Consider the following 18,783-nt stretch of genomic DNA (forward strand, 5'->3'; position numbering starts at 1 on the left):
ACTAGCCGCAGGCTGCTCAAAGCACTGCTTTGAGGTTGCAGATAGAACTGACGAAGTCAGTAACATCTATACGGCAAGGCGACGCTGACGTAGTTTGAATTTGATTTTCGAAGAGTATTATTCATCTTCGTCATCATCGAAGCCTGCTAACAGATCATTGACTTTTACAATACTTTCTGCAGCACGGCTCTTATAGTCCGCATCTGCGCTTGTAAGGCTCGCATTGATAAATTCAATCACCATTGGAAGATTCATCCCTGCGTAAAGGTCAATATCACGACCTTCCATGATCAAACGGCTTACCACGTTACATGGTGTTCCACCGAGAAGATCCGCAAAGACTAGGAAATCATCCAATCCTTCAATAGCAGCTTCAAATTTTGCAGTAAAGTCTTCTGGTCCATCTTCTGGAAGAAGAGCCACTGCATGAATGTTGTCTTGTGGACCCATGATCATTTCAGTGCTACCTTTAAGTTCTTCACAAAAACGACCATGGCTCACCAAAATTAATGATTTAGCCATAAATTATGCGCCCATTCCAAGCAAGAATTTACCGATGAATGAAAGACCTACTGCAAGAGCGATAATGATACCGATAGCTTTAGTAGAAGTCATACCTTTCTTACCAAGCAACCAGAAGATAAAGGCAGTAAAGATTGCTGGAAGCAAGCGTGGGAAGATTGAGTTCAAGATATCTTGGAAGTCAATCATTTTTTCACCGATTGGCAATTTGTAAGAAATTTCAAAGTTAATCATTGTTGCTACAAGAGCACCCATCATGAAGACACCAAGTACAGATGCAGCGTCAATCAAAGCTGTCAAAGTACTTTGCATGTTGTTGATAAGGTTAACCCCTTCTTTGTAAGCAAATTCCAACTGTTTCCAACGGAAGATGTCATAAGCAACTGCAACTGCGATCCAAAGGAAGATTCCCCATGGTTGGCCAGCGATAGCCATAGTTGCTGCGATAGATCCCATGATAGCAGGTACAAGTGAACCAAAGATAGTATCTCCAAGAGGAGCGAATGGTCCCATCAAACCTGTCTTGATACCGTTAACGGCATCTTTTGAACCTACACCATCTTTTTCTTCCATGGCAAGGTCAAAACCAGCGATAATAGTGTGGAAGAATGGTGAAGTATTGAAGAATTGAGTATGAACTTTCATCATTTCTTTCAATTCAGGAGTTCCATCCCCATACATTTTACGCAATTGAGGCAAGATCATGTAAAGGTAACCAGAAGCTTGCATACGTTCGTAGTTCCAACCTAATTGGAAAGTAAACAAGCTACGTTTGTTGATTTGATTAAAATCTTCTTTTGTAAGTTTGTAATTAGAATTCGTCATCTTCGATTTCCCCACTTTCTGATGGTGTAGAAGGTGCTGCTACAGCTACTTTTTGGCTATTTTTGAAGTGAAGCACTGCAAGGAAGATACCTACGATAGAGATACCAATCATAGACAAACCTTTGAAGTTGTTCACGAAACCAATTTTTTCAGCAACATCTTTAGGTAGAGTACCGATAATACCTGCAACAGCGCCACCAAGACCTGTTACATATGAGTAAAGAACAGTCAACATAGCTGTCAAACCAAATCCCATAGCAAGGTAGTGAAGGTTACGTTTAACTGGAAGGTAACGAAGCAAGATTGCAAATCCAAGACCTGGAAGCATACGTCCTGCAAGTGTCAAGCCATCTGCAACCCATTTGTAGGCTTCAACGAAGTCTACCACTGATTGTACAAAGGCACCACCAAAGGCAAGCGCGAAGAAGACTGGAAGGGCACGAGATAGAGCCCATGGAATCGCACCAAGCAAGTAGTTGCGTTCGATACCTTTGTAATCAAAGCGGTCGATTGCAGCATCAATACGGTGTGCGAAGAAAGTAGTTGTCATACGTCCAAGAACGTCGAAGTATGTTAAAAGTGCTGCTACTGGTACAGCGATTGTTGTAATCGCAAGGTCTGTAGCGATTCCTTGTGAAACTGAGAATGCTGTTGCAAGAACCGCACCAGAAGTTGCGTCGATACGAGAAGCACCACCGAAGGTACCAACCCCAAGAACGAACAGTTGCAAGTTACCACCGATAAGCAGACCAGTAGTCACATCTCCCATAATCAAACCAGTAATGAAACCAGCAAATACAGGGGAACCTGCAGATGAAACGATCGTCAACTCATCACAGATTTGATAAGCTGAGTACAAAGTGAGAAGTAAAATTTGCCACCATTGTATCATAACAATGACCTCCTAAAAATTTTTTCCTATTTTAATAAGCTCAAAAAGTCTGAAATTGGATCATTTGGAACCATTTGAGCAGTAAGTTTAACACCTTTTTCTGCCAATTTGTGGAAATCTTCCACATCCTTGTCCACTACGTTGATAGAACGTGTGATGGCACGGGTTTCTGGTGTTTGAGACATATTCCCAACATTGAGAGTTTCAATTGGTACACCTGCTTCTACCAAACCAAGGAAGCGGTCTGGCTTACGAGCCACAATAAAGAGACGTTGGCTATCGTATTTACCAGCAAGAATATTAGCTGCCGCTTTTTCAATTGGCAAAATACTCAATTTCACACCTGGTGGTGTCGCAAGTTTCAAACCACTCTTTTCAACATCGTTGTTGACAACTTCGTCATCTACAACCATAATACGTGAAACATTTAGTTTTCCAGCCCAAAGATTGGCTACTTGTCCGTGGATTAAACGTCCATCGATACGGCATCCTACAATTGTCATAAATTTTCCCCCTTTATATGTTTTAGTGTAGGTTTACGAGTTAAATAAATCTCTTCTCTATATTGGCCCTCTGTTTCAAAGATGATGATGCGATTATCACCTTCCTTGAGATAGCTATGAGGAATATAAAGTGAGAGGGTTGGGCCGACGTTCCAAAAACGTCCTAGATTCTGCCCATTGACAAAGGCAACTCCCTTACCAAACTCAGATAAGTCTAGGTAAGTATCTTTTGGCTCTTGGACTGTAAAGTCATAAGCGTAAAATGCTGGTTGTCCTTCTGTCCATCCTTTTGAGAAATCAATTTTCTCAGGATTGTCTAGTGGGAGTGGATAGTGTTTCCAGTTTAGTAAGAAATGCAAATCCTTACAAACCCCTGTCCGAATTCCCTTACGTTGCGTATCCGCTAAGAACTTGTGTCCATAGTTGACACGCCCCATATTTTCTACCAAGATATCCAATCTAGACAGCGCTTTCTTTTCACCTTGATAAAAAATATCTTCCCCAATCTCTGTCTGATATTGGGTTTTAACCCACTGACCATCGACATAAAGCTGAGCTCTATCTCGACCGTCAATGATACGAAGTCTCTCTTCTTCTGCATCCCAATCTGTTTCTGTTCGATAGAGTAGATAGCCATAACTTTGTCCCAACTCCTCCATCTTTTTAGGATAGAGACTTTCTACCGGACTAGACAAGCTATCTAAGGTTTCAAACAAGGAAACTTTTTCTACTAGTGGAATAGCATCCAACTCCATACTCTCTTTGTAGAGTGGTTCCAACTGCGGATACTCTGGGAAATGCGTTGCCATCATCTTCTTGACTGCTAAATATTTGGCAGTTGGATTTCCTTCTTCATCCAGAAGGGCATCGTAATCATAAGATGTAACTTGTGGCAAGTCCAAAGTCCCTCGAGCCGAGCAACCATTCATGAAACCAAAGTTTGTGCCACCATGGAACATGTAAAGATTGATGGAACCTTGCTCCAAAACCTCTCGAACTGCATCTGCCAACTCTTTCGGATCCCGTGTGATAATCGGTTCTTTCCAACGATTGAACCAACCATCCCAGAACTCCATACACATGAGTGGCCATTTCTTACCATGTTCATCAAAGAATTCCTGCATCTGTGAAAAGTTGTAAGATGCCTTAGAACCAAAGTTCCCTGTTACAAAGAGGTCATCTTCGATTAAGGTTCCAGCTTTCAGAGTAGCTCTCCATGGACCATCTGATGTAAAGAGGGGACAGGTTACGCCACGCTCCTCCATCAACTGTCGAATTGCTCTCAGGTAAGCCTTATCTTCTCCATAAGAACCATATTCATTTTCAACCTGCATCATAAGGATATTGCCACCCTTGTCCAACAAATGTGGAACCAATCGTGACAAGAGCTGATCATAGTAGCGACCGACAGCTTCAATATAAGCAGGATCTGAGGAACGAAGCCTCATATTCTTGGTTAAAAGCCAAGCTGGTAAGCCACCGAATTCCCACTCCGCACAGATGAAGGGAGAGGGACGAACGATAGCGTAGAGACCCAAATCTTGCGCTGTCTGTAGAAATCGCTCCAAATCCAGAGCTCCTTCAAAGTAAAACTCACCCTCACGAGGCTCGTGTAAATTCCAAGCTACATAAGTCTCTACTGTATTAAAACCAAGAGCCTTCAAGTTATAGAGCGAATGATACCAATCTTCTGGAGGAACCCTAAAATAATGAATGGCGCCAGATAAAATCTTAAATGATTTTCCATCGAGATAAAAATCATCCCGTATCTCAAATCGTGTCATATTCTTACCTTCTGACAACTAAAGTTTACGCTTTCATTTGTTGATATAGTAAATATATCTCAATATCTTACATTTGTCAATAGGTTTTCACAATTTTTTTCATTTTTCACTAAATTTTACACAAAAAACTTATAAAAATCTTGTAATCTATAGTCATAACAACATTTTAGTACCATGTATAAAAATGTAGGTTTTTCTATTTATTCCTATGTAAATTAACCTTATAGCCTATTATTCTAATTTTTTTATTCAAAAGGCTACTATTCTTTCCAATTTTATGGTAAAATCTTTAACGGAGAAGGAAAATCGAGGTGAAAATATGGCAATTCCAAAGTATCAATATATTAAAGATGAGTTAAAGAACAAAATCATTTCTGGTCAATTTGCCAGTGGAGATAAATTCTACACTGAAGCTGAATTGATTGCAATGTATGATGTGAGTTCTATCACAGTTGTCCGCGCCTTAAACGACCTTGCCAAGGATGGCTATATTGTCCGTCAACAAGGAAAGGGTACATTCGTTTCACGCGCACGCAAACACAAACTCGTAGAGTTTTCAGATGTAGAAGTTTTTGAAACTAAAGATGATAAAGTTACCGTCCTTTCTATTGAGCGTGGAAACAAACTAAGCTACTTAGAAAAACTTGGACTACGCGGAGATCAGTTCTACTACAAGATTGAGCGCGTTCGCGAAACAGGTGGTGTTGTATACATCTACCATACATCTTACATTCCAGAACAATACATCAACGCAAATTATCCAAATCTTGAATATTATAGCTCTATCTATAACCGTTTCAAATTGGATTACCACATTCACATGAATGATGAACATTTTGAAGAAATCAATGAAATAGCATTTCCAACTCCAGAACATGCGGCTTCGGTCCTCGGAGTCGATGAACAATTCCCAACCGTTTTACAAACCAAGACTACTAAACTAGAGTCTACTGGTCAAGTTCTCGCATACAGCGAAACATATAAACGAGCGGATTACTACAAAATCAAATTCATTTCATGTGACCGTGATCACTAAGAAGAAAGCCTGAGCCTAAGCGCTTGGGCTTTTTCTATGTTTATTATACCATACCAAAAAGGTAGCGCTTACCTTTTATAGTAGATTCTATAGTTTGTGGAGTATTTTATAGAAATAGGGCTAAAAAACTTCTACTAAATATATATATGTTTCTTTTCCAACCAATCTGAAATCTTAAGCTTAATTTTTATATTTTTTTATACTTATTATAGTTTTTTACCACCTCCTCTTGACTCTTATTAATATAAGAAATAAAATAAGGGTGTTGTTTTATATAAACGCTATCAATATAAAATACAATCAGGAGGTTTTGCAATGAAACAAGAAAAACAACAACGTTTTTCCATTCGTAAATACGCTGTAGGAGCAGCTTCTGTTCTAATTGGATTTGCCTTCCAAGCACAGACTGTTGCAGCCGATGGAGTTACTCCTACTACAGAAAACCAACCGACCATCCATACGGTTTCCGATTCTTCTCAACCATCCGAAAATCGGACTGAGGAAACACCTAAAGCAGAGCTTCAACCAGAAGCTCCAAAAACTGTAGAAACGGAAACTCCGACTACTGATACGGTAGCTAGTCTTCCAAAAACAGAAGAAAAACCACAAGAGGAAGTTAGTTCAACTCCTAGTGATAAAGAAGAAGTGGTAACTCCAACTTCTGCTGAAAAAGAAACTACCGATAAAAAGGCAGAGGAAACTAGCCCTAAAAAGGAAGTTCCGAAAGAGGCTAATTCTAAAGAGTCGGATACAGATAAGACTGATAAACCAGAAGCTGACAAGGATAAACCAGCTGAAAAAGATGCTAAGAAAGATGAACCGAAAGCAGAGGCTGACAAACCGGCAACAGAGGCAGGAAAGGAAGGTGCTGCAACTGAAAACGAAAAATTAGCTAAACGAAAAATCGTTTCAATTGATGCCGGACGTAAATATTTCTCACCTGAGCAGCTCAAAGAAATCATCGATAAAGCGAAAGAATATGGTTACACAGATCTTCATCTCTTGGTAGGGAACGATGGCCTCCGTTTCATGCTGGATGATATGTCTATGAAAGTGGGCGATAAAACCTACTCGAGTGATGATGTCAAACGCGCCATTGAAAATGGAACAAATGCTTATTACGATGATCCAAATGGTAACCATCTCACTGAAAGTCAGATGACAGATTTGATTAATTATGCCAAAGATAAGGGAATTGGTGTGATTCCAACTGTCAATAGTCCTGGACATATGGATGCTATTCTCCATGCTATGAAAGAACTTGGCATTGAAAATCCTAACTTTGATTATTTTGGTAAAAAATCGGAACGAACTGTTGACCTAAATAATAAACAAGCAGTTGATTTTACAAAAACTCTGATTGACAAATACGCTAACTACTTCTCTAACAAATCTGAAATCTTCAATATTGGTTTGGATGAATACGCCAATGATGCAACAAATGCTAAAGGTTGGAGTGTGCTTCAAGCTGATAAATATTATCCAAATGAAGGCTACCCTGAAAAAGGATATGAAAAATTCATCTCTTACGCTAATGATCTCGCTCGTATTGTAAAATCTCACGGTCTCAAACCAATGGCCTTTAACGACGGTATCTACTACAATAGCGACACAAGCTTTGGTAGTTTTGACAAAGATATCATCGTTTCTATGTGGACTGGCGGTTGGGGTGGCTATGACGTTGCTTCTTCTAAACTACTAGCTGAAAAAGGCCACCAAATCCTTAATACCAATGATGCTTGGTACTACGTCCTCGGACGAAATGCTGACGGCCAAGGTTGGTACAATCTAGATCAAGGGCTCAATGGAATTAAAAATACACCAATCACTTCTGTGCCAAAAACAGAGGGAGCTGATGTCCCAATCATCGGTGGGATGGTAGCTGCTTGGGCTGATACACCATCTGCACGTTATTCTCCATCTCGCCTCTTCAAACTCATGCGTCATTTTGCAAATGCCAACGCTGAATACTTTGCAGCCAACTACCAACCTGCAGAAAAAGCCCTAGAAACTATACCAAAAGACTCTAACCGCTATACTGCTGAAAGTTTTGCTGCTGTCAAAGAAGCTGAAAAAGCAATCCGTTCGCTCGATAGCAATCTCAGCCGTGCTCAACAGGATACCATTAATCAGGCAATTGTTAACCTTCAAGAAGCTATCAAAAACTTAGTCTTTACACCAGAAGCTCAAAAAGAAGAAGATGCTAAACGCGAACTTGAAAAACTGAATAAGAATAAAGTCATTTCCATCGATGCAGGTCGCAAATACTTCTCTCTAGATCAACTTAAACGTATCGTAGATAAGGCTAGTGAACTCGGATATTCTGATGCCCATCTCCTTCTAGGAAATGATGGACTTCGCTTCCTACTCGATGATATGACTATTACTGCCAACGGAAAAACCTATGCTAGTGATGACGTTAAAAAAGCTATTATCGAAGGAACGAAAGCTTACTACGACGATCCAAATGGTACTGCATTGACACAGGCAGAAGTGACAGAGCTTGCTAAATACGCTAAGGAAAAAGGTATTGGTCTGATTCCAGCTATCAATAGTCCAGGACATATGGACGCTATGCTGGTTGCCATGGAAAAACTTGGCATCACAAATCCTCAAGCCAACTTTGATAAGGTTTCAAAAACAACCATGGACCTTGAAAATCAAGAAGCAGTTGGATTTACTAAAGCCCTTATCGGTAAGTACATGGATTACTTTGCTGATAAATCAAAGATTTTCAACTATGGTACTGACGAATACGCTAACGATGCGACCAACGCCCAAGGTTGGTACTACCTCAAATGGTATGGACTCTATAACAAGTTCGCAGATTATTCTAACAGCCTAGCTGCTATGGCCAAGGAAAGAGGGCTACAACCAATGGCCTTCAACGATGGTTTCTATTATGAAGACAAGGACGATGCTGAATTTGATAAAGATGTCCTGATTTCTTACTGGTCTAAAGGCTGGTGGGGTTACAACCTTGCTTCACCTCAATACCTAGCAAGTAAAGGTTATAAATTCTTGAATACCAACGGTGACTGGTACTACATTCTCGGTCAAAAACCAGAAGATGGTGGTGGTTTCCTTAAGAAAGCCATTGAGAATACTGAAAAAACACCATTCAATCAACTTGCTTCTACCAAATATCCTGAGGTAGACCTTCCAACAGTCGGCAGTATGCTTTCAATCTGGGCAGATAGACCAAGCGCTGAGTACAAGGAAGAGGAAATCTTTGAACTCATGACTGCCTTTGCAGACCACAACAAAGACTACTTCCGAGCTAATTATAATGCTCTCCGTGAAGAATTAGCTAAAATTCCTACAAACTTAGACGGATACAGCACAGAAAGCCTAGCAGCCCTCAAGGCAGCAAAAGATGGACTCAACCTTAACCTCAACCGTAGCAAACAAGCTGAACTAGATGCACTAGTAGGTAAGCTCAAGACTGCTCTTCAAAGCCTCAAACCAGCTGCAACTCATTCAGGAAGCCTAGATGAAAATGAACTAGCTGCTACCGTTGAAACCAAACCTGAACTTCTTGTGAAGACAGAAAGCATTCCATTTAAAGTCATTCGAAAAGAAAATCCTAACCTCCCAGCAGGCCAAGAAAAAGTTGTCAAAGCTGGAGTTCTAGGTGAACGCACTTCTTACGTATCTGTTCTTACTGAAAATGGAAAAACTAGTGAAACCGTTCTAGATAGTCAAGTAACCAAAGAACCTGTCGATCAAATTGTAGAATTCGGAGCACCAATTACACATGTTGGCGATGAGAATGGCCTTGCTCCAATCGCAGAAGAAAAACCTAGACTTGACATTCCTAAGGAAGAGCCTAGCCGAACAGAAACTCCTTTCAAAGTAGTTGTTGAAAGCGGACCTAAGGCTGAATCTAACTCTGCTAACGGAGTCACTCATCAATTAGCAGATGGCAAAAATAGTAAACCTGGATGGAAATTAATTGAAAGCAAATGGTATTACTATGATCATGCAGATAAAGTGAAGACCGGTTGGGTTAAAGACGGAGCATGGTACTACCTAGATGAGTCTGGTGTAATGAAAACTGGTTGGCAGAAAGTAAATGGTACATGGTATTATCTTGATAACTCAGGTGCTATGCAAACTGGTTGGATCGATCAAGGTGGATCATGGTACTATCTCAACGACTCAGGTGCCATGCAAACCGGCTGGGTCAACCAAGGAGATACATGGTATTATCTTGACAACTCAGGTACAATGAAAACTGGTTGGTTCCAAGTTGAATATAAATGGTATTATTCATACCCTTCAGGAGCCTTAGCTGTCAACACAACAATTGATGGCTACGCTGTAAATGCCGACGGCGAATGGATTCAATAAGATAAAATGAAAGATTTATATCCAGAGACCTAATGAGAGCTGAGTATAAAACTCAATTTCAGAAGAAAAAGAAATAAATCTTTCCAAAATAAAATGCATATTACCAAGGTTCTCAACACCTGATAATATGCGTTTTTATGATTTTAAAGAGACTGGATACCCAGCCTCTTTTTTTAATTAATCACCAAGTCCTAGACGTTCAAAGATATCATCCACTCGTTTGGTGTAATAAAGAGGGTTGAAGATTTCATCGATTTCTTCTTGAGTGAGGCGAGAAGTTACCTCTGGATCTGCTTCAAGAAGTGGTTTAAAGTCTACTTGATTGTCCCAAGAGTAGGCTGTTTTTGGTTGTACCAAGTCATAGGCTTGCTCACGGGTCATTCCTTTTTCAATCAAGGTCAACATAGCACGTTGACTGAAAATCAAACCAAAACTCGAGTTCATGTTGCGGATCATGTTTTCTGGGAAGACTGTCAAATTCTTGACAATATTTCCAAAACGGTTGAGCATGTAGTCAATCAAAATAGTCGTATCTGGTGTAATGATGCGCTCAGCTGATGAGTGAGAGATATCACGTTCGTGCCAGAGAGCTACGTTCTCATAGGCAGTAATCATGTGACCACGGATAACACGCGCTAGACCTGTCATGTTCTCAGAACCGATAGGGTTGCGTTTGTGAGGCATTGCAGATGAACCTTTTTGCCCTTTAGCAAAGAATTCTTCCACTTCACGTTGTTCTGATTTTTGCAAACCACGAATCTCAGTCGCCATACGTTCGATAGAAGTCGCAATGCTAGCAAGAACTGCAAAGTACTCAGCGTGAAGGTCACGAGGAAGCACCTGTGTAGAGATTTCTTGGGCACGAATACCCAGTTTATCGCAGACATATTGCTCAACGAATGGTGGGATGTTGGCAAAGTTCCCAACCGCACCAGAAATCTTACCAGCTTCCACACCAGCAGCCGCATGCTCGAAACGCTCGATGTTGCGCTTCATTTCGCTGTACCAAGTCGCCAATTTCAGACCAAAGGTTGTAGGCTCAGCGTGCACACCGTGGGTACGCCCCATCATGATGGTAAACTTGTGCTCCTTAGCCTTATCAGCGATGATGTTGGTGAAGTTTTCAAGGTCACGACGGATGATGTCGTTGGCTTGCTTGTAAAGATAACCGTAGGCCGTATCCACCACGTCGGTAGAAGTCAAACCATAGTGGACCCACTTACGCTCTTCACCAAGCGTCTCAGAAACTGCACGCGTGAAAGCCACCACATCGTGACGCGTCTCCTGCTCAATCTCCAAAATACGGTCGATGTCAAAGTCCGCTTTTTCACGAATCAAAGCTACATCTTCCTTAGGGATTTCCCCCAACTCAGCCCATGCCTCGTCAGCCAAGATTTCCACCTCAAGCCAAGCACGGTATTTATTTTCTTCACTCCAAATATTCGCCATCTCAGGGCGAGAGTAACGGTCGATCATGTTGTTCATTTTTCCTTTCTTCTTAAACTGCTGGGAATAAGCTATCTAGGTAAAGCAAGATTTCTACTCAAACTCCTCTTTCCCAATAAACACAGATGGATAGTGTAGTAATTCATTGAGATCGGTATCCAATGGTAAATCATAAATTGCTAAATAGTTTTCAGGATATAGAGCAACTAGCTCTTCATATTTAGCCTTTACCTTTTCGTGATCACTACTAGCATACAAGACTTCAACGACTGCTCCAGTCTTATCCTTTTCAATAAATGCATTAACGATAATTTGTATCATAGACTTGTACTAAAAATCAATCCCTTTCCCAAATTCCTCCACCTCATCCGGCGCATCACTAAACAAAGTCACATGCCCCATCTTGCGGTTGTGCTTCGCTTCTATTTTACCATACATGTGGAGGTGGGCGCTTGGATTTTCTGTGACATATTTTTCAGCAGCATCGACATGTTGGCCGAGAACATTGAGCATGATAGCTGGGGCATGCAGTTTGATGGCTGGTAATGGTGCTCCGAGAACACCAAGAATATGAGTGTCAAATTGTGAAAAGTCGCAGGCTTCGATTGAGTAGTGTCCTGAATTGTGTGGACGCGGGGCAATCTCATTGACAATGATGTCATCAGCCGTCGCAAACATTTCCACACAGAGGGTTCCAGACAGGTTAAGCTGTTCAGCAATCTTCACTGCCATGGCTTTTGCTTTTTCAGCTAGACTTTCTGAAATACGGGCTGGCACAATGGTTTTTGAAAGAATGTTGTTTCGGTGGATATTTTCCTGAACTGGGAAAACCGTCACGTCCTTGCCATTTCCTGACACGATAACAGAAATTTCAAGGTCAAAGTTGACAAATTCTTCCAAGACACAGTCTGTTGAATCTGCTAGTGTATAGGCTTCTTCCAAGTCTGCTTCTGAGCGAATGACCTTTTGCCCATGCCCATCGTAGCCACCCGTCGCAGTCTTGAGGACATAGTTTTTAGATAGGTCAATATCTGCCAAGTCTTGGCTAGAAGTCACGACCTTGTAGGGTGCCACAGTGACTTGTGCCTTATTTGAGAGAAAGTCCTTTTCAAAAATGCGATTTTGGGAAATGCGGAGCAGGTCTGTTCCTTGAGGGAGCTGACCATCCTTGATAACAGCATCCAAACCGTCAGCATCGACATTTTCAAACTCATAGGTGAGGACATCGCAACGCTCAGCCAACTGACGCAGAGCATCCACGTCATTATAAGGAGCCACGATGATTTCCGCCACTCGAGAGGCTGGGCAATCAGCCGCAGGATCCAGCGCGATAACCTTGTGCCCCATGTAGATAGCAGAAATGGCCATCATCTGACCCAGCTGGCCGCCACCGATAATTCCGATTGTTTTAGATGAGCTCATTTGTAGACTCCTCTGCGATTTTTCCTTGTTCTTCTGCAAAATCTGCCAAAGCTGTCACGATAGCCTGATCCTCTACTGAAAGGAGACGGAGGGCAAAGAGGGCAGCATTGGTTGCACCTGCTTCACCGATAGCCATTGTCGCTACAGGCACACCGCCCGGCATCTGGACGATAGAGTAGAGTGAATCTACGCCACTAAGGGCACGAGACTTGACTGGCACGCCGATGACTGGAAGGGTTGTTTTGGCAGCTACCATTCCTGGCAAATGAGCTGCGCCACCAGCTCCTGCGATGATAACCTTGATGCCACGGCTACGTGCTTCTTCAGCATGTTTGAACATGAGATCAGGTGTACGGTGGGCAGAGACAACTTTCTTTTCGTAGGCTACACCAAAACGGTCTAGGACTTCGGCAGCTTTTTGCATGGTTGCCCAGTCGGTTTTTGAGCCCATGATTATGGAAATTACGGGTTTCATTTCTTCTCCTTTTTCCTCTTTTTCAACAATCACCTTAGGTTGTGAGGGACGGCAGCAACCACCAAAGGTGTCTCATGCCTAAATCGGAAGCCCAAGGTCTTCCAATTTCCCTGAACGATTGGATTATCATCCAATCGTTCTTTCACAACGGCGGTGATTGTTCTATATTAGCTCGCTAACGCTCGCAAACCATACGACCATTATCGTATTTGGCGACTGCGTCGCTTTCTCTTATATCTTTATCGAATAGCCTTGCTTCCGATATCGGTTCGGTAGAAGAGCCCTTCTGTGTTTTGTTTGTCGAGTTGGCTGTAGATGGTGTTTTGGGCTTCTTTGACGGTATCTGCTGTGGTGACGAGCATATAGACACGTCCGCCGTTTGATAGCAGTGCTCTGCTATTTTCCGCAAACTTAGCCCCTGCATAATAGGTGATAATGTCACCTTCTGTCTTGGCTGGTAACTCGACACCTTTTTCATAGTCTAGCGGATAACCGTTAGATGCGACAACCACACCCAGAGTCACACCCTTGTCCGTCCAGGTGATGTTTGGCTCCTTGCCATCGAGGATATCCGTAATATTTTGGGCAAAATCAGAGGTTAATCGAGGTAGAATAATCTGAGTTTCAGGATCTCCAAAGCGAGCATTAAACTCGATAACCTTAGGTCCATCAGCTGTCAAGATAAGCCCTGCGTAAAGGATACCCAGATAAGGGCGCCCTTCTTTAATCATGCCATCAAGGACTGGCTTGACAATAGTCTCCACTGCTGTGTCAATCGCGCTCTGTGGCAAGTGTGGAACTGGCGCATAGGCACCCATACCACCCGTGTTAGGCCCTTTGTCGCCATCGTAGGCACGTTTGTGGTCCTGAGCCGTTGGCATGATGTAGAACTTATCACCATTGACAAAGGCAAAAAGTGAAAATTCCTCTCCGTCGAGGAATTCCTCAATAACCACACGCGCACCTGAGTCCCCAAATTTATTGTCCAAAAGCATCTCATGAGCGGCTTCGACTGCTTGCTCAACCGTCTCCGCAACAACGACACCTTTCCCAAGCGCCAAGCCATCCGCCTTGACTACGATAGGCACACCCTGCTTTTCGATATAGGCCTTGGCTTCCTCGAAATCTGAGAACGTGCCATAGGCTGCTGTCGGAACGCCGTATTTGACCATAATTTCCTTGGCAAAATCCTTGGACCACTCCAGCTCAGCTGCCAATCTTGTCGGACCAAAGGCTTTGAGACCAGCTGCATGGAAATCATCCACGATACCAGTCGCAAGGGCATCATCTGGACCAATAAAGGTCCAAGCAATATCGTTGGTTTTTGCAAACTCAATCAATTTAGAATGTTCGGAAATGGAGATATTTACCAACTCCAAACCATCCAGAGTCATTCCGTCATTTCCAGGAGCTACAAATACTTTTTCAACGTCTTTTGACTCAAGCAACTTCTTAGCAATCGCATGTTCACGACCACCCGAACCAACAACTAACAGCTTCATTCCTCAACCTCTTTTGCGAATTATTTACTAACATTATATCATAAACGTTCGTTTTAATCTTGTTTCACTCCGCATTTTTACGCAAAAAAGGAAAGAAACTGTTTTCTTCCCTTTAACTTTCTTAATGTCTAAAATGTCTCACTCCTGTGAAGACCATGGTCAAGCCGTATTTATCAGCAGCTTCGATGGATTCCTGATCACGGACCGATCCACCTGGTTGGATGATAGCCTTAATACCTGCTTTGGCGATTTCTTCCACGTTATCCGCAAATGGGAAGAAGGCATCGGAAGCAAGCACAGCGCCGTCAAGACGGTCTTTAGCTTGGTCAATAGCGATGCGAACAGAAGCCAAACGGTTGGTTTGACCTGGGCCAACACCCAGTGTCATATGGTCGTTGGTCACGATGATGCCGTTTGATTTGACATACTTGATAGACTTCCATGCAAACTCAAGAGCAGTCGCTTCTGTCTCTGTTGGCTGGCGTTTGGTCACCACTTGCCAATCAGCTGGGCTTTCTTTCACTACGTCTTGGTTTTGCACAAGGAGACCACCAACTACACCTGTATATTCTGCTTCCACTTCACTGGCTTCTTGAGCGTCAAATGGCAGGGCAAGGATACGCAAGTTTTTCTTTTTATTGGTCAAAATGGCTAGCGCCTCATCGGTATAGCTTGGTGCGATAATGATTTCAAGGAAAACGCCGTGCATCTTCTCAGCTGTCGCAGCATCCACCTCACGGTTAAGGACGACAATTCCACCAAAGATAGAAACTGGGTCAGACTCATAAGCGTAGTCCCAAGCTGTTTCGATATCATCAGCTTGACCAATTCCACATGGGTTCATGTGTTTGAGAGCCACAACGGTTGGACGGTCTTTAAAATCACGGATGATACGAATGGCCGCATCAGCGTCACGGATATTATTAAATGACAATTCTTTCCCGTTGAGCTGTTTCGCTGAAGCAATCGAGTAGTCAGTCGGCAAGGCTTTTTGGTAGAAGTCCGCGTCTTGTTGAGGGTTCTCACCGTAACGCATAGCTTGTTTGAGGTCATAAGTCAAGGTCAGTTTTTCAGGTTTGCGTTCTCCGACTTGAGCTGTGAAATACTCTGCAATCAAGGCATCATAAGCCGCTGTGTGACGGAAAACTTTTGCTGCTAAACGTTGACGCGTTTCGTAAGTCGTTTCACCATCGGCTGACAACTCGTCCAAAACCACTGTATAGTCAGCAGGGTCTACCACAACCGTCACGCTAGCATGGTTCTTCGCTGCTGAACGAAGCATAGAAGGCCCACCAATGTCAATATTCTCCACAGCATCAGCGTAAGTCACGTCTGGCTTGAGAATCGTTTCCTTGAATGGGTAAAGGTTAACCACCACAAGGTCGATGAGCTCAATCTGATTGTCCTTAGCCGCTTCTAGATGACTATCAAGGTCACGACGAGCAAGAAGACCCCCGTGGATATTTGGATGAAGGGTCTTAACACGACCGTCCATCATCTCTGGGAACCCAGTCACATCATCGATTGCAATGGTGTCCACCCCAGCATTATCAAGGGCAATCTTGGTCCCACCTGTTGAGATAATCTCCCAACCAAGTTTTTTGAGTTCTTGGGCAAATTCAACAATGCCCGCTTTGTCTGAGACGCTGATTAAGGCGCGTTTAGTCATGTTTGTTCCTTTCATCAATTATATTTTCGTTCCAGCTGGATCTACATACCAAAAATGCTCACTATTTCTTTTACATTCTAAAGCTGGCACTCTCTTAGTAATTTCTCTTTTTTTAAAATTTCCATTCTCGTCATAATGATCAACCCATTCATATGGCTTATTATAGTATTTCAATTTTCCACCACACTTTGGACAAGAGTCTATATGTAACCTTTCGATATTCAATCTCTTATTTACACCACTAATAGCATAATTAAATCTTAAAGGATAACGGGTTTGATTTTTAGTAATTCTTCGCAAAGAAAAAATGAAAACTGAAAAAATAAATAAACCTAAAAAAATAAATAAATAAATTTGCTTCCCTTGAACATCAGGAATATCCCCATTAAAAGAATTTTTAGCCCATTTTACAATCGGTTCAAAAAAGTTGTAAAGTGGTAATAAACTTCCTATTGAAGTGAAGAAACCAATCCAACTCAATACTGCCATTGTAATTGGACTTCTCCAAATAGGTTCAATATCGTATTCAGCAACTGATTGCTTGTCTTGAGGATTAATAATATTAATTGTTTGATTGCCACCTGCTAAATTTCCTGAACCAATATTATGCCCCCCATTAAAACTGCTACTATTATTTGTCATATTTTTCTCTATTTCCTCCATTCAATAAATCCAAGTTTTTACTGCCTTCTCCTAACTCCCAAGCTATCCAGCACCTCTGGATACAACTTATACTCTGCCTCATGAATCCGAGCTTCAAAACTGGCAATCGTATCATCAGCTAACCGTGGCACACGGACTTGTTTGATGACCTTTCCTGTATCCACACCTGAATCCACCCAGTGAATGGTAACACCACTCTCAGCAACGCCAGCATTCCAAGCATCTTCAATCCCATGAGCTCCTGGAAATTCTGGCAGGTAGGCTGGATGAATGTTGATAATTCGGCCCTCATAAGCTGCTAATAAAGTTGGCCCAACGATTTTCATGTAGCCTGCTAGACAAACCAAGTCAATCTGGTGCTCTTCCAAGAGTTCGACAAGGGCTGCTTCGTAGTCTGCCTTGTTGTCAAACTCCTTGAGTTCAAAAGCATAGGACAGAACGCCGAGCTTGTCTGCACGTTCGAGCACATAGGCGTCACGATGGTCTGAAAAGACAAACTCTACTGGAAATTGTTCCGCTATCACCTGAAAATTTGAGCCATTACCAGAGGCAAAAACCGCTATTTTTTTCATTTGATGATGACACTTTCGTTTTCTTTCTTGACGATACGACCAATTTCATAGACTGGTTCATCCAACAATTCCCTGACACGACTTACATTTTCAGGGCTAACTGCCAGCATAAGCCCCACACCCATATTGAAGATTTCAAACATTTCCTCATGTTTGATCTGACCGTATTTTTCAAGGACTTTGAAAATTGGAAGCACGGGAACCTTGTCTTCTTCAATCTCAGCAGCCAAGTCAGCTGCAAACATACGAGGGATATTTTCGATAAAGCCACCACCAGTGATGTGGGCAATACCGTTGATCAACTCTTCCTTGATGAGTGGCAAGACAGCCTTGACATAGATACGAGTCGGCTCAAGAAGAACTTCCTTGAGTTGCTTGCCTTCCAATTCTGGTAGGACTTCCTCACCTGTATAATCCGCAAAGACACAACGGACGAGAGAGTAACCATTGGAATGAATCCCACTTGAAGCAAGTCCGAGAAGAATATCTCCCTCTGCCACTTTTGAACCGTCAATGATTTGAGATTTTTCAGCCACACCAACCGCAAAACCAGCCAAGTCATAGTCATCTTCGCCGTACATGCCCGGCATTTCAGCCGTTTCCCCACCGATGAGGGCAGCACCAGCCTGCACACAGCCTTCTGCAACACCAGCGACTACTTGTTCTAGTTTAGCTGGTTCATTCTTCCCTGTCGCTACGTAGTCAAGGAAATAGAGGGGCTCCGCACCTGCAGCGATGATATCATTGACACACATGGCCACACAGTCCTGACCAATAGTATCGTGCTTGTCGTACTTAATAGCCAGCATGAGCTTAGTTCCGACACCATCAGTCCCTGAAATCAAGACAGGTTCTTTAACCCCAGTCTTTGAAAGGTCAAACATACCACCAAAACCACCAAGAGCTCCCATGACACCTGCACGCTCCGTACGAGCCACGTGCTTTTTGATTCGTTCAACAACTTCATAACCCGCTTCAACATCTACACCCGACTGGGCATAAGCATTTTTATTTGTCATTTTTATGTTCCTTTTCTTTGAGAAAGATTGCGACGTATTTTTAGATAAACAATTATTTTATCTAATACTCAATGAAAATCAAAGAGCAAACTAGGAAGCT

Annotated in this window: 17 protein-coding genes; 2 read left to right on the top strand and 15 right to left on the bottom strand. The window is 42.4% G+C overall.

All coding sequences use genetic code 11. The annotated features are described in order from the left end of the window. Nucleotides 1-117: 117 nt before the first annotated feature. From JQ843_RS01550 to JQ843_RS01570, 5 genes are read right to left on the bottom strand one after another with little or no spacing between them, the layout of a single operon-like run. Nucleotides 118-522 carry a PTS sugar transporter subunit IIA gene (locus JQ843_RS01550; protein WP_203212718.1) on the bottom strand — a complete coding sequence of 135 codons (405 nt, stop codon included), beginning with the start codon at nt 520-522 and terminating at the stop codon, nt 118-120. A gap of 3 nt (nt 523-525) precedes the next feature. Then, nucleotides 526-1,347: a PTS system mannose/fructose/sorbose family transporter subunit IID gene (locus JQ843_RS01555; RefSeq protein ID WP_049509964.1), complete on the bottom strand. Its 822-nt coding sequence runs from the start codon at nt 1,345-1,347 to the stop codon at nt 526-528. Then, a complete protein-coding gene (locus tag JQ843_RS01560; RefSeq protein WP_203212719.1) occupies nt 1,334-2,239 on the bottom strand; it encodes a PTS mannose/fructose/sorbose/N-acetylgalactosamine transporter subunit IIC in 906 nt (301 codons plus the stop codon). Before JQ843_RS01560 ends, JQ843_RS01555 begins: the two co-directional genes overlap by 14 nt. A 26-nt stretch (nt 2,240-2,265) precedes the next feature. After that, entirely contained in the window at nt 2,266-2,742 is a 477-nt protein-coding gene (locus tag JQ843_RS01565) for a PTS sugar transporter subunit IIB (protein ID WP_020903315.1), read from the bottom strand. Further along, complete coding sequence (locus JQ843_RS01570; RefSeq protein ID WP_203212720.1) at nt 2,739-4,526, bottom strand: glycoside hydrolase family 35 protein; 1,788 nt, start codon at nt 4,524-4,526, stop codon at nt 2,739-2,741. Before JQ843_RS01570 ends, JQ843_RS01565 begins: the two co-directional genes overlap by 4 nt. 319 nt (nt 4,527-4,845) lie before the next feature. Here JQ843_RS01570 and JQ843_RS01575 point away from each other — a divergent pair, with 319 nt between their 5' ends. After that, nucleotides 4,846-5,562: a GntR family transcriptional regulator gene (locus JQ843_RS01575; protein WP_031237756.1), complete on the top strand. Its 717-nt coding sequence runs from the start codon at nt 4,846-4,848 to the stop codon at nt 5,560-5,562. 315 nt (nt 5,563-5,877) lie between these two features. Next, entirely contained in the window at nt 5,878-9,915 is a 4,038-nt protein-coding gene (locus tag JQ843_RS01580; RefSeq protein ID WP_203212721.1) for a family 20 glycosylhydrolase, read from the top strand. Nucleotides 9,916-10,092: 177 nt separating this feature from the next. On the opposite strand, the gene purB is transcribed toward JQ843_RS01580, so the two are convergent. The 10 genes from purB to purM all read right to left on the bottom strand — a co-directional run bounded on the left by purB (nt 10,093) and on the right by purM (nt 18,683). Continuing rightward, complete coding sequence (gene purB, locus JQ843_RS01585) at nt 10,093-11,391, bottom strand: adenylosuccinate lyase (protein ID WP_203212727.1); 1,299 nt, start codon at nt 11,389-11,391, stop codon at nt 10,093-10,095. Nucleotides 11,392-11,454: 63 nt separating this feature from the next. Beyond that, complete coding sequence (locus tag JQ843_RS01590; RefSeq protein ID WP_000614686.1) at nt 11,455-11,682, bottom strand: hypothetical protein; 228 nt, start codon at nt 11,680-11,682, stop codon at nt 11,455-11,457. Between the two features lie 9 nt (nt 11,683-11,691). Next, nucleotides 11,692-12,783 (bottom strand): 5-(carboxyamino)imidazole ribonucleotide synthase, encoded by a 1,092-nt coding sequence (gene purK, locus JQ843_RS01595; RefSeq protein WP_203212722.1) that lies wholly within the window; start codon nt 12,781-12,783, stop codon nt 11,692-11,694. Further along, a complete protein-coding gene (purE, locus tag JQ843_RS01600; protein WP_203212723.1) occupies nt 12,770-13,258 on the bottom strand; it encodes a 5-(carboxyamino)imidazole ribonucleotide mutase in 489 nt (162 codons plus the stop codon). The genes purK and purE overlap by 14 nt, the downstream gene beginning before the upstream one ends. 29 nt (nt 13,259-13,287) lie before the next feature. After that, a complete protein-coding gene (locus JQ843_RS09525; protein ID WP_120719233.1) occupies nt 13,288-13,404 on the bottom strand; it encodes a phosphoribosylaminoimidazole carboxylase in 117 nt (38 codons plus the stop codon). A 93-nt stretch (nt 13,405-13,497) separates the two neighbouring features. Beyond that, nucleotides 13,498-14,760: a phosphoribosylamine--glycine ligase gene (gene purD / locus JQ843_RS01605; RefSeq protein WP_203212724.1), complete on the bottom strand. Its 1,263-nt coding sequence runs from the start codon at nt 14,758-14,760 to the stop codon at nt 13,498-13,500. 121 nt (nt 14,761-14,881) lie between these two features. After that, the gene (gene purH, locus JQ843_RS01610) at nt 14,882-16,429 is read right to left on the bottom strand and encodes a bifunctional phosphoribosylaminoimidazolecarboxamide formyltransferase/IMP cyclohydrolase (protein WP_203212728.1); all 1,548 of its coding nucleotides are present in this window, start codon (nt 16,427-16,429) and stop codon (nt 14,882-14,884) included. Between the two features lie 18 nt (nt 16,430-16,447). Next, entirely contained in the window at nt 16,448-17,071 is a 624-nt protein-coding gene (locus JQ843_RS01615; RefSeq protein WP_143952621.1) for a hypothetical protein, read from the bottom strand. A 38-nt stretch (nt 17,072-17,109) separates the two neighbouring features. Further along, nucleotides 17,110-17,664 (bottom strand): phosphoribosylglycinamide formyltransferase, encoded by a 555-nt coding sequence (gene purN / locus JQ843_RS01620; RefSeq protein WP_203212725.1) that lies wholly within the window; start codon nt 17,662-17,664, stop codon nt 17,110-17,112. Then, nucleotides 17,661-18,683 carry a phosphoribosylformylglycinamidine cyclo-ligase gene (gene purM / locus JQ843_RS01625; protein WP_203212726.1) on the bottom strand — a complete coding sequence of 341 codons (1,023 nt, stop codon included), beginning with the start codon at nt 18,681-18,683 and terminating at the stop codon, nt 17,661-17,663. Before purM ends, purN begins: the two co-directional genes overlap by 4 nt. Between the last annotated feature and the right edge of the window lie 100 nt (nt 18,684-18,783).

Source organism: Streptococcus mitis (assembly GCF_905187495.1).
Classification (GTDB): Bacteria; Bacillota; Bacilli; order Lactobacillales; family Streptococcaceae; genus Streptococcus; species Streptococcus mitis_CU.

What these genes read in the sequence shown, in the direction of transcription:
- purH (WP_203212728.1), bottom strand. Translation starts at nt 16,429, where the DNA reads ATGACTAAACGCGCCTTAATCAGCGTCTCAGACAAAGCGGGCATTGTT.
- JQ843_RS01575 (WP_031237756.1), top strand. Translation starts at nt 4,846, where the DNA reads ATGGCAATTCCAAAGTATCAATATATTAAAGATGAGTTAAAGAACAAA.
- purD (WP_203212724.1), bottom strand. Translation starts at nt 14,760, where the DNA reads ATGAAGCTGTTAGTTGTTGGTTCGGGTGGTCGTGAACATGCGATTGCT.
- JQ843_RS01565 (WP_020903315.1), bottom strand. Translation starts at nt 2,742, where the DNA reads ATGACAATTGTAGGATGCCGTATCGATGGACGTTTAATCCACGGACAA.
- JQ843_RS01570 (WP_203212720.1), bottom strand. Translation starts at nt 4,526, where the DNA reads ATGACACGATTTGAGATACGGGATGATTTTTATCTCGATGGAAAATCA.
- purN (WP_203212725.1), bottom strand. Translation starts at nt 17,664, where the DNA reads ATGAAAAAAATAGCGGTTTTTGCCTCTGGTAATGGCTCAAATTTTCAG.
- JQ843_RS01615 (WP_143952621.1), bottom strand. Translation starts at nt 17,071, where the DNA reads ATGACAAATAATAGTAGCAGTTTTAATGGGGGGCATAATATTGGTTCA.
- JQ843_RS01580 (WP_203212721.1), top strand. Translation starts at nt 5,878, where the DNA reads ATGAAACAAGAAAAACAACAACGTTTTTCCATTCGTAAATACGCTGTA.
- purM (WP_203212726.1), bottom strand. Translation starts at nt 18,683, where the DNA reads ATGACAAATAAAAATGCTTATGCCCAGTCGGGTGTAGATGTTGAAGCG.
- purE (WP_203212723.1), bottom strand. Translation starts at nt 13,258, where the DNA reads ATGAAACCCGTAATTTCCATAATCATGGGCTCAAAAACCGACTGGGCA.
- purK (WP_203212722.1), bottom strand. Translation starts at nt 12,783, where the DNA reads ATGAGCTCATCTAAAACAATCGGAATTATCGGTGGCGGCCAGCTGGGT.
- purB (WP_203212727.1), bottom strand. Translation starts at nt 11,391, where the DNA reads ATGATCGACCGTTACTCTCGCCCTGAGATGGCGAATATTTGGAGTGAA.
- JQ843_RS01560 (WP_203212719.1), bottom strand. Translation starts at nt 2,239, where the DNA reads ATGATACAATGGTGGCAAATTTTACTTCTCACTTTGTACTCAGCTTAT.
- JQ843_RS01550 (WP_203212718.1), bottom strand. Translation starts at nt 522, where the DNA reads ATGGCTAAATCATTAATTTTGGTGAGCCATGGTCGTTTTTGTGAAGAA.
- JQ843_RS01555 (WP_049509964.1), bottom strand. Translation starts at nt 1,347, where the DNA reads ATGACGAATTCTAATTACAAACTTACAAAAGAAGATTTTAATCAAATC.
- JQ843_RS01590 (WP_000614686.1), bottom strand. Translation starts at nt 11,682, where the DNA reads ATGATACAAATTATCGTTAATGCATTTATTGAAAAGGATAAGACTGGA.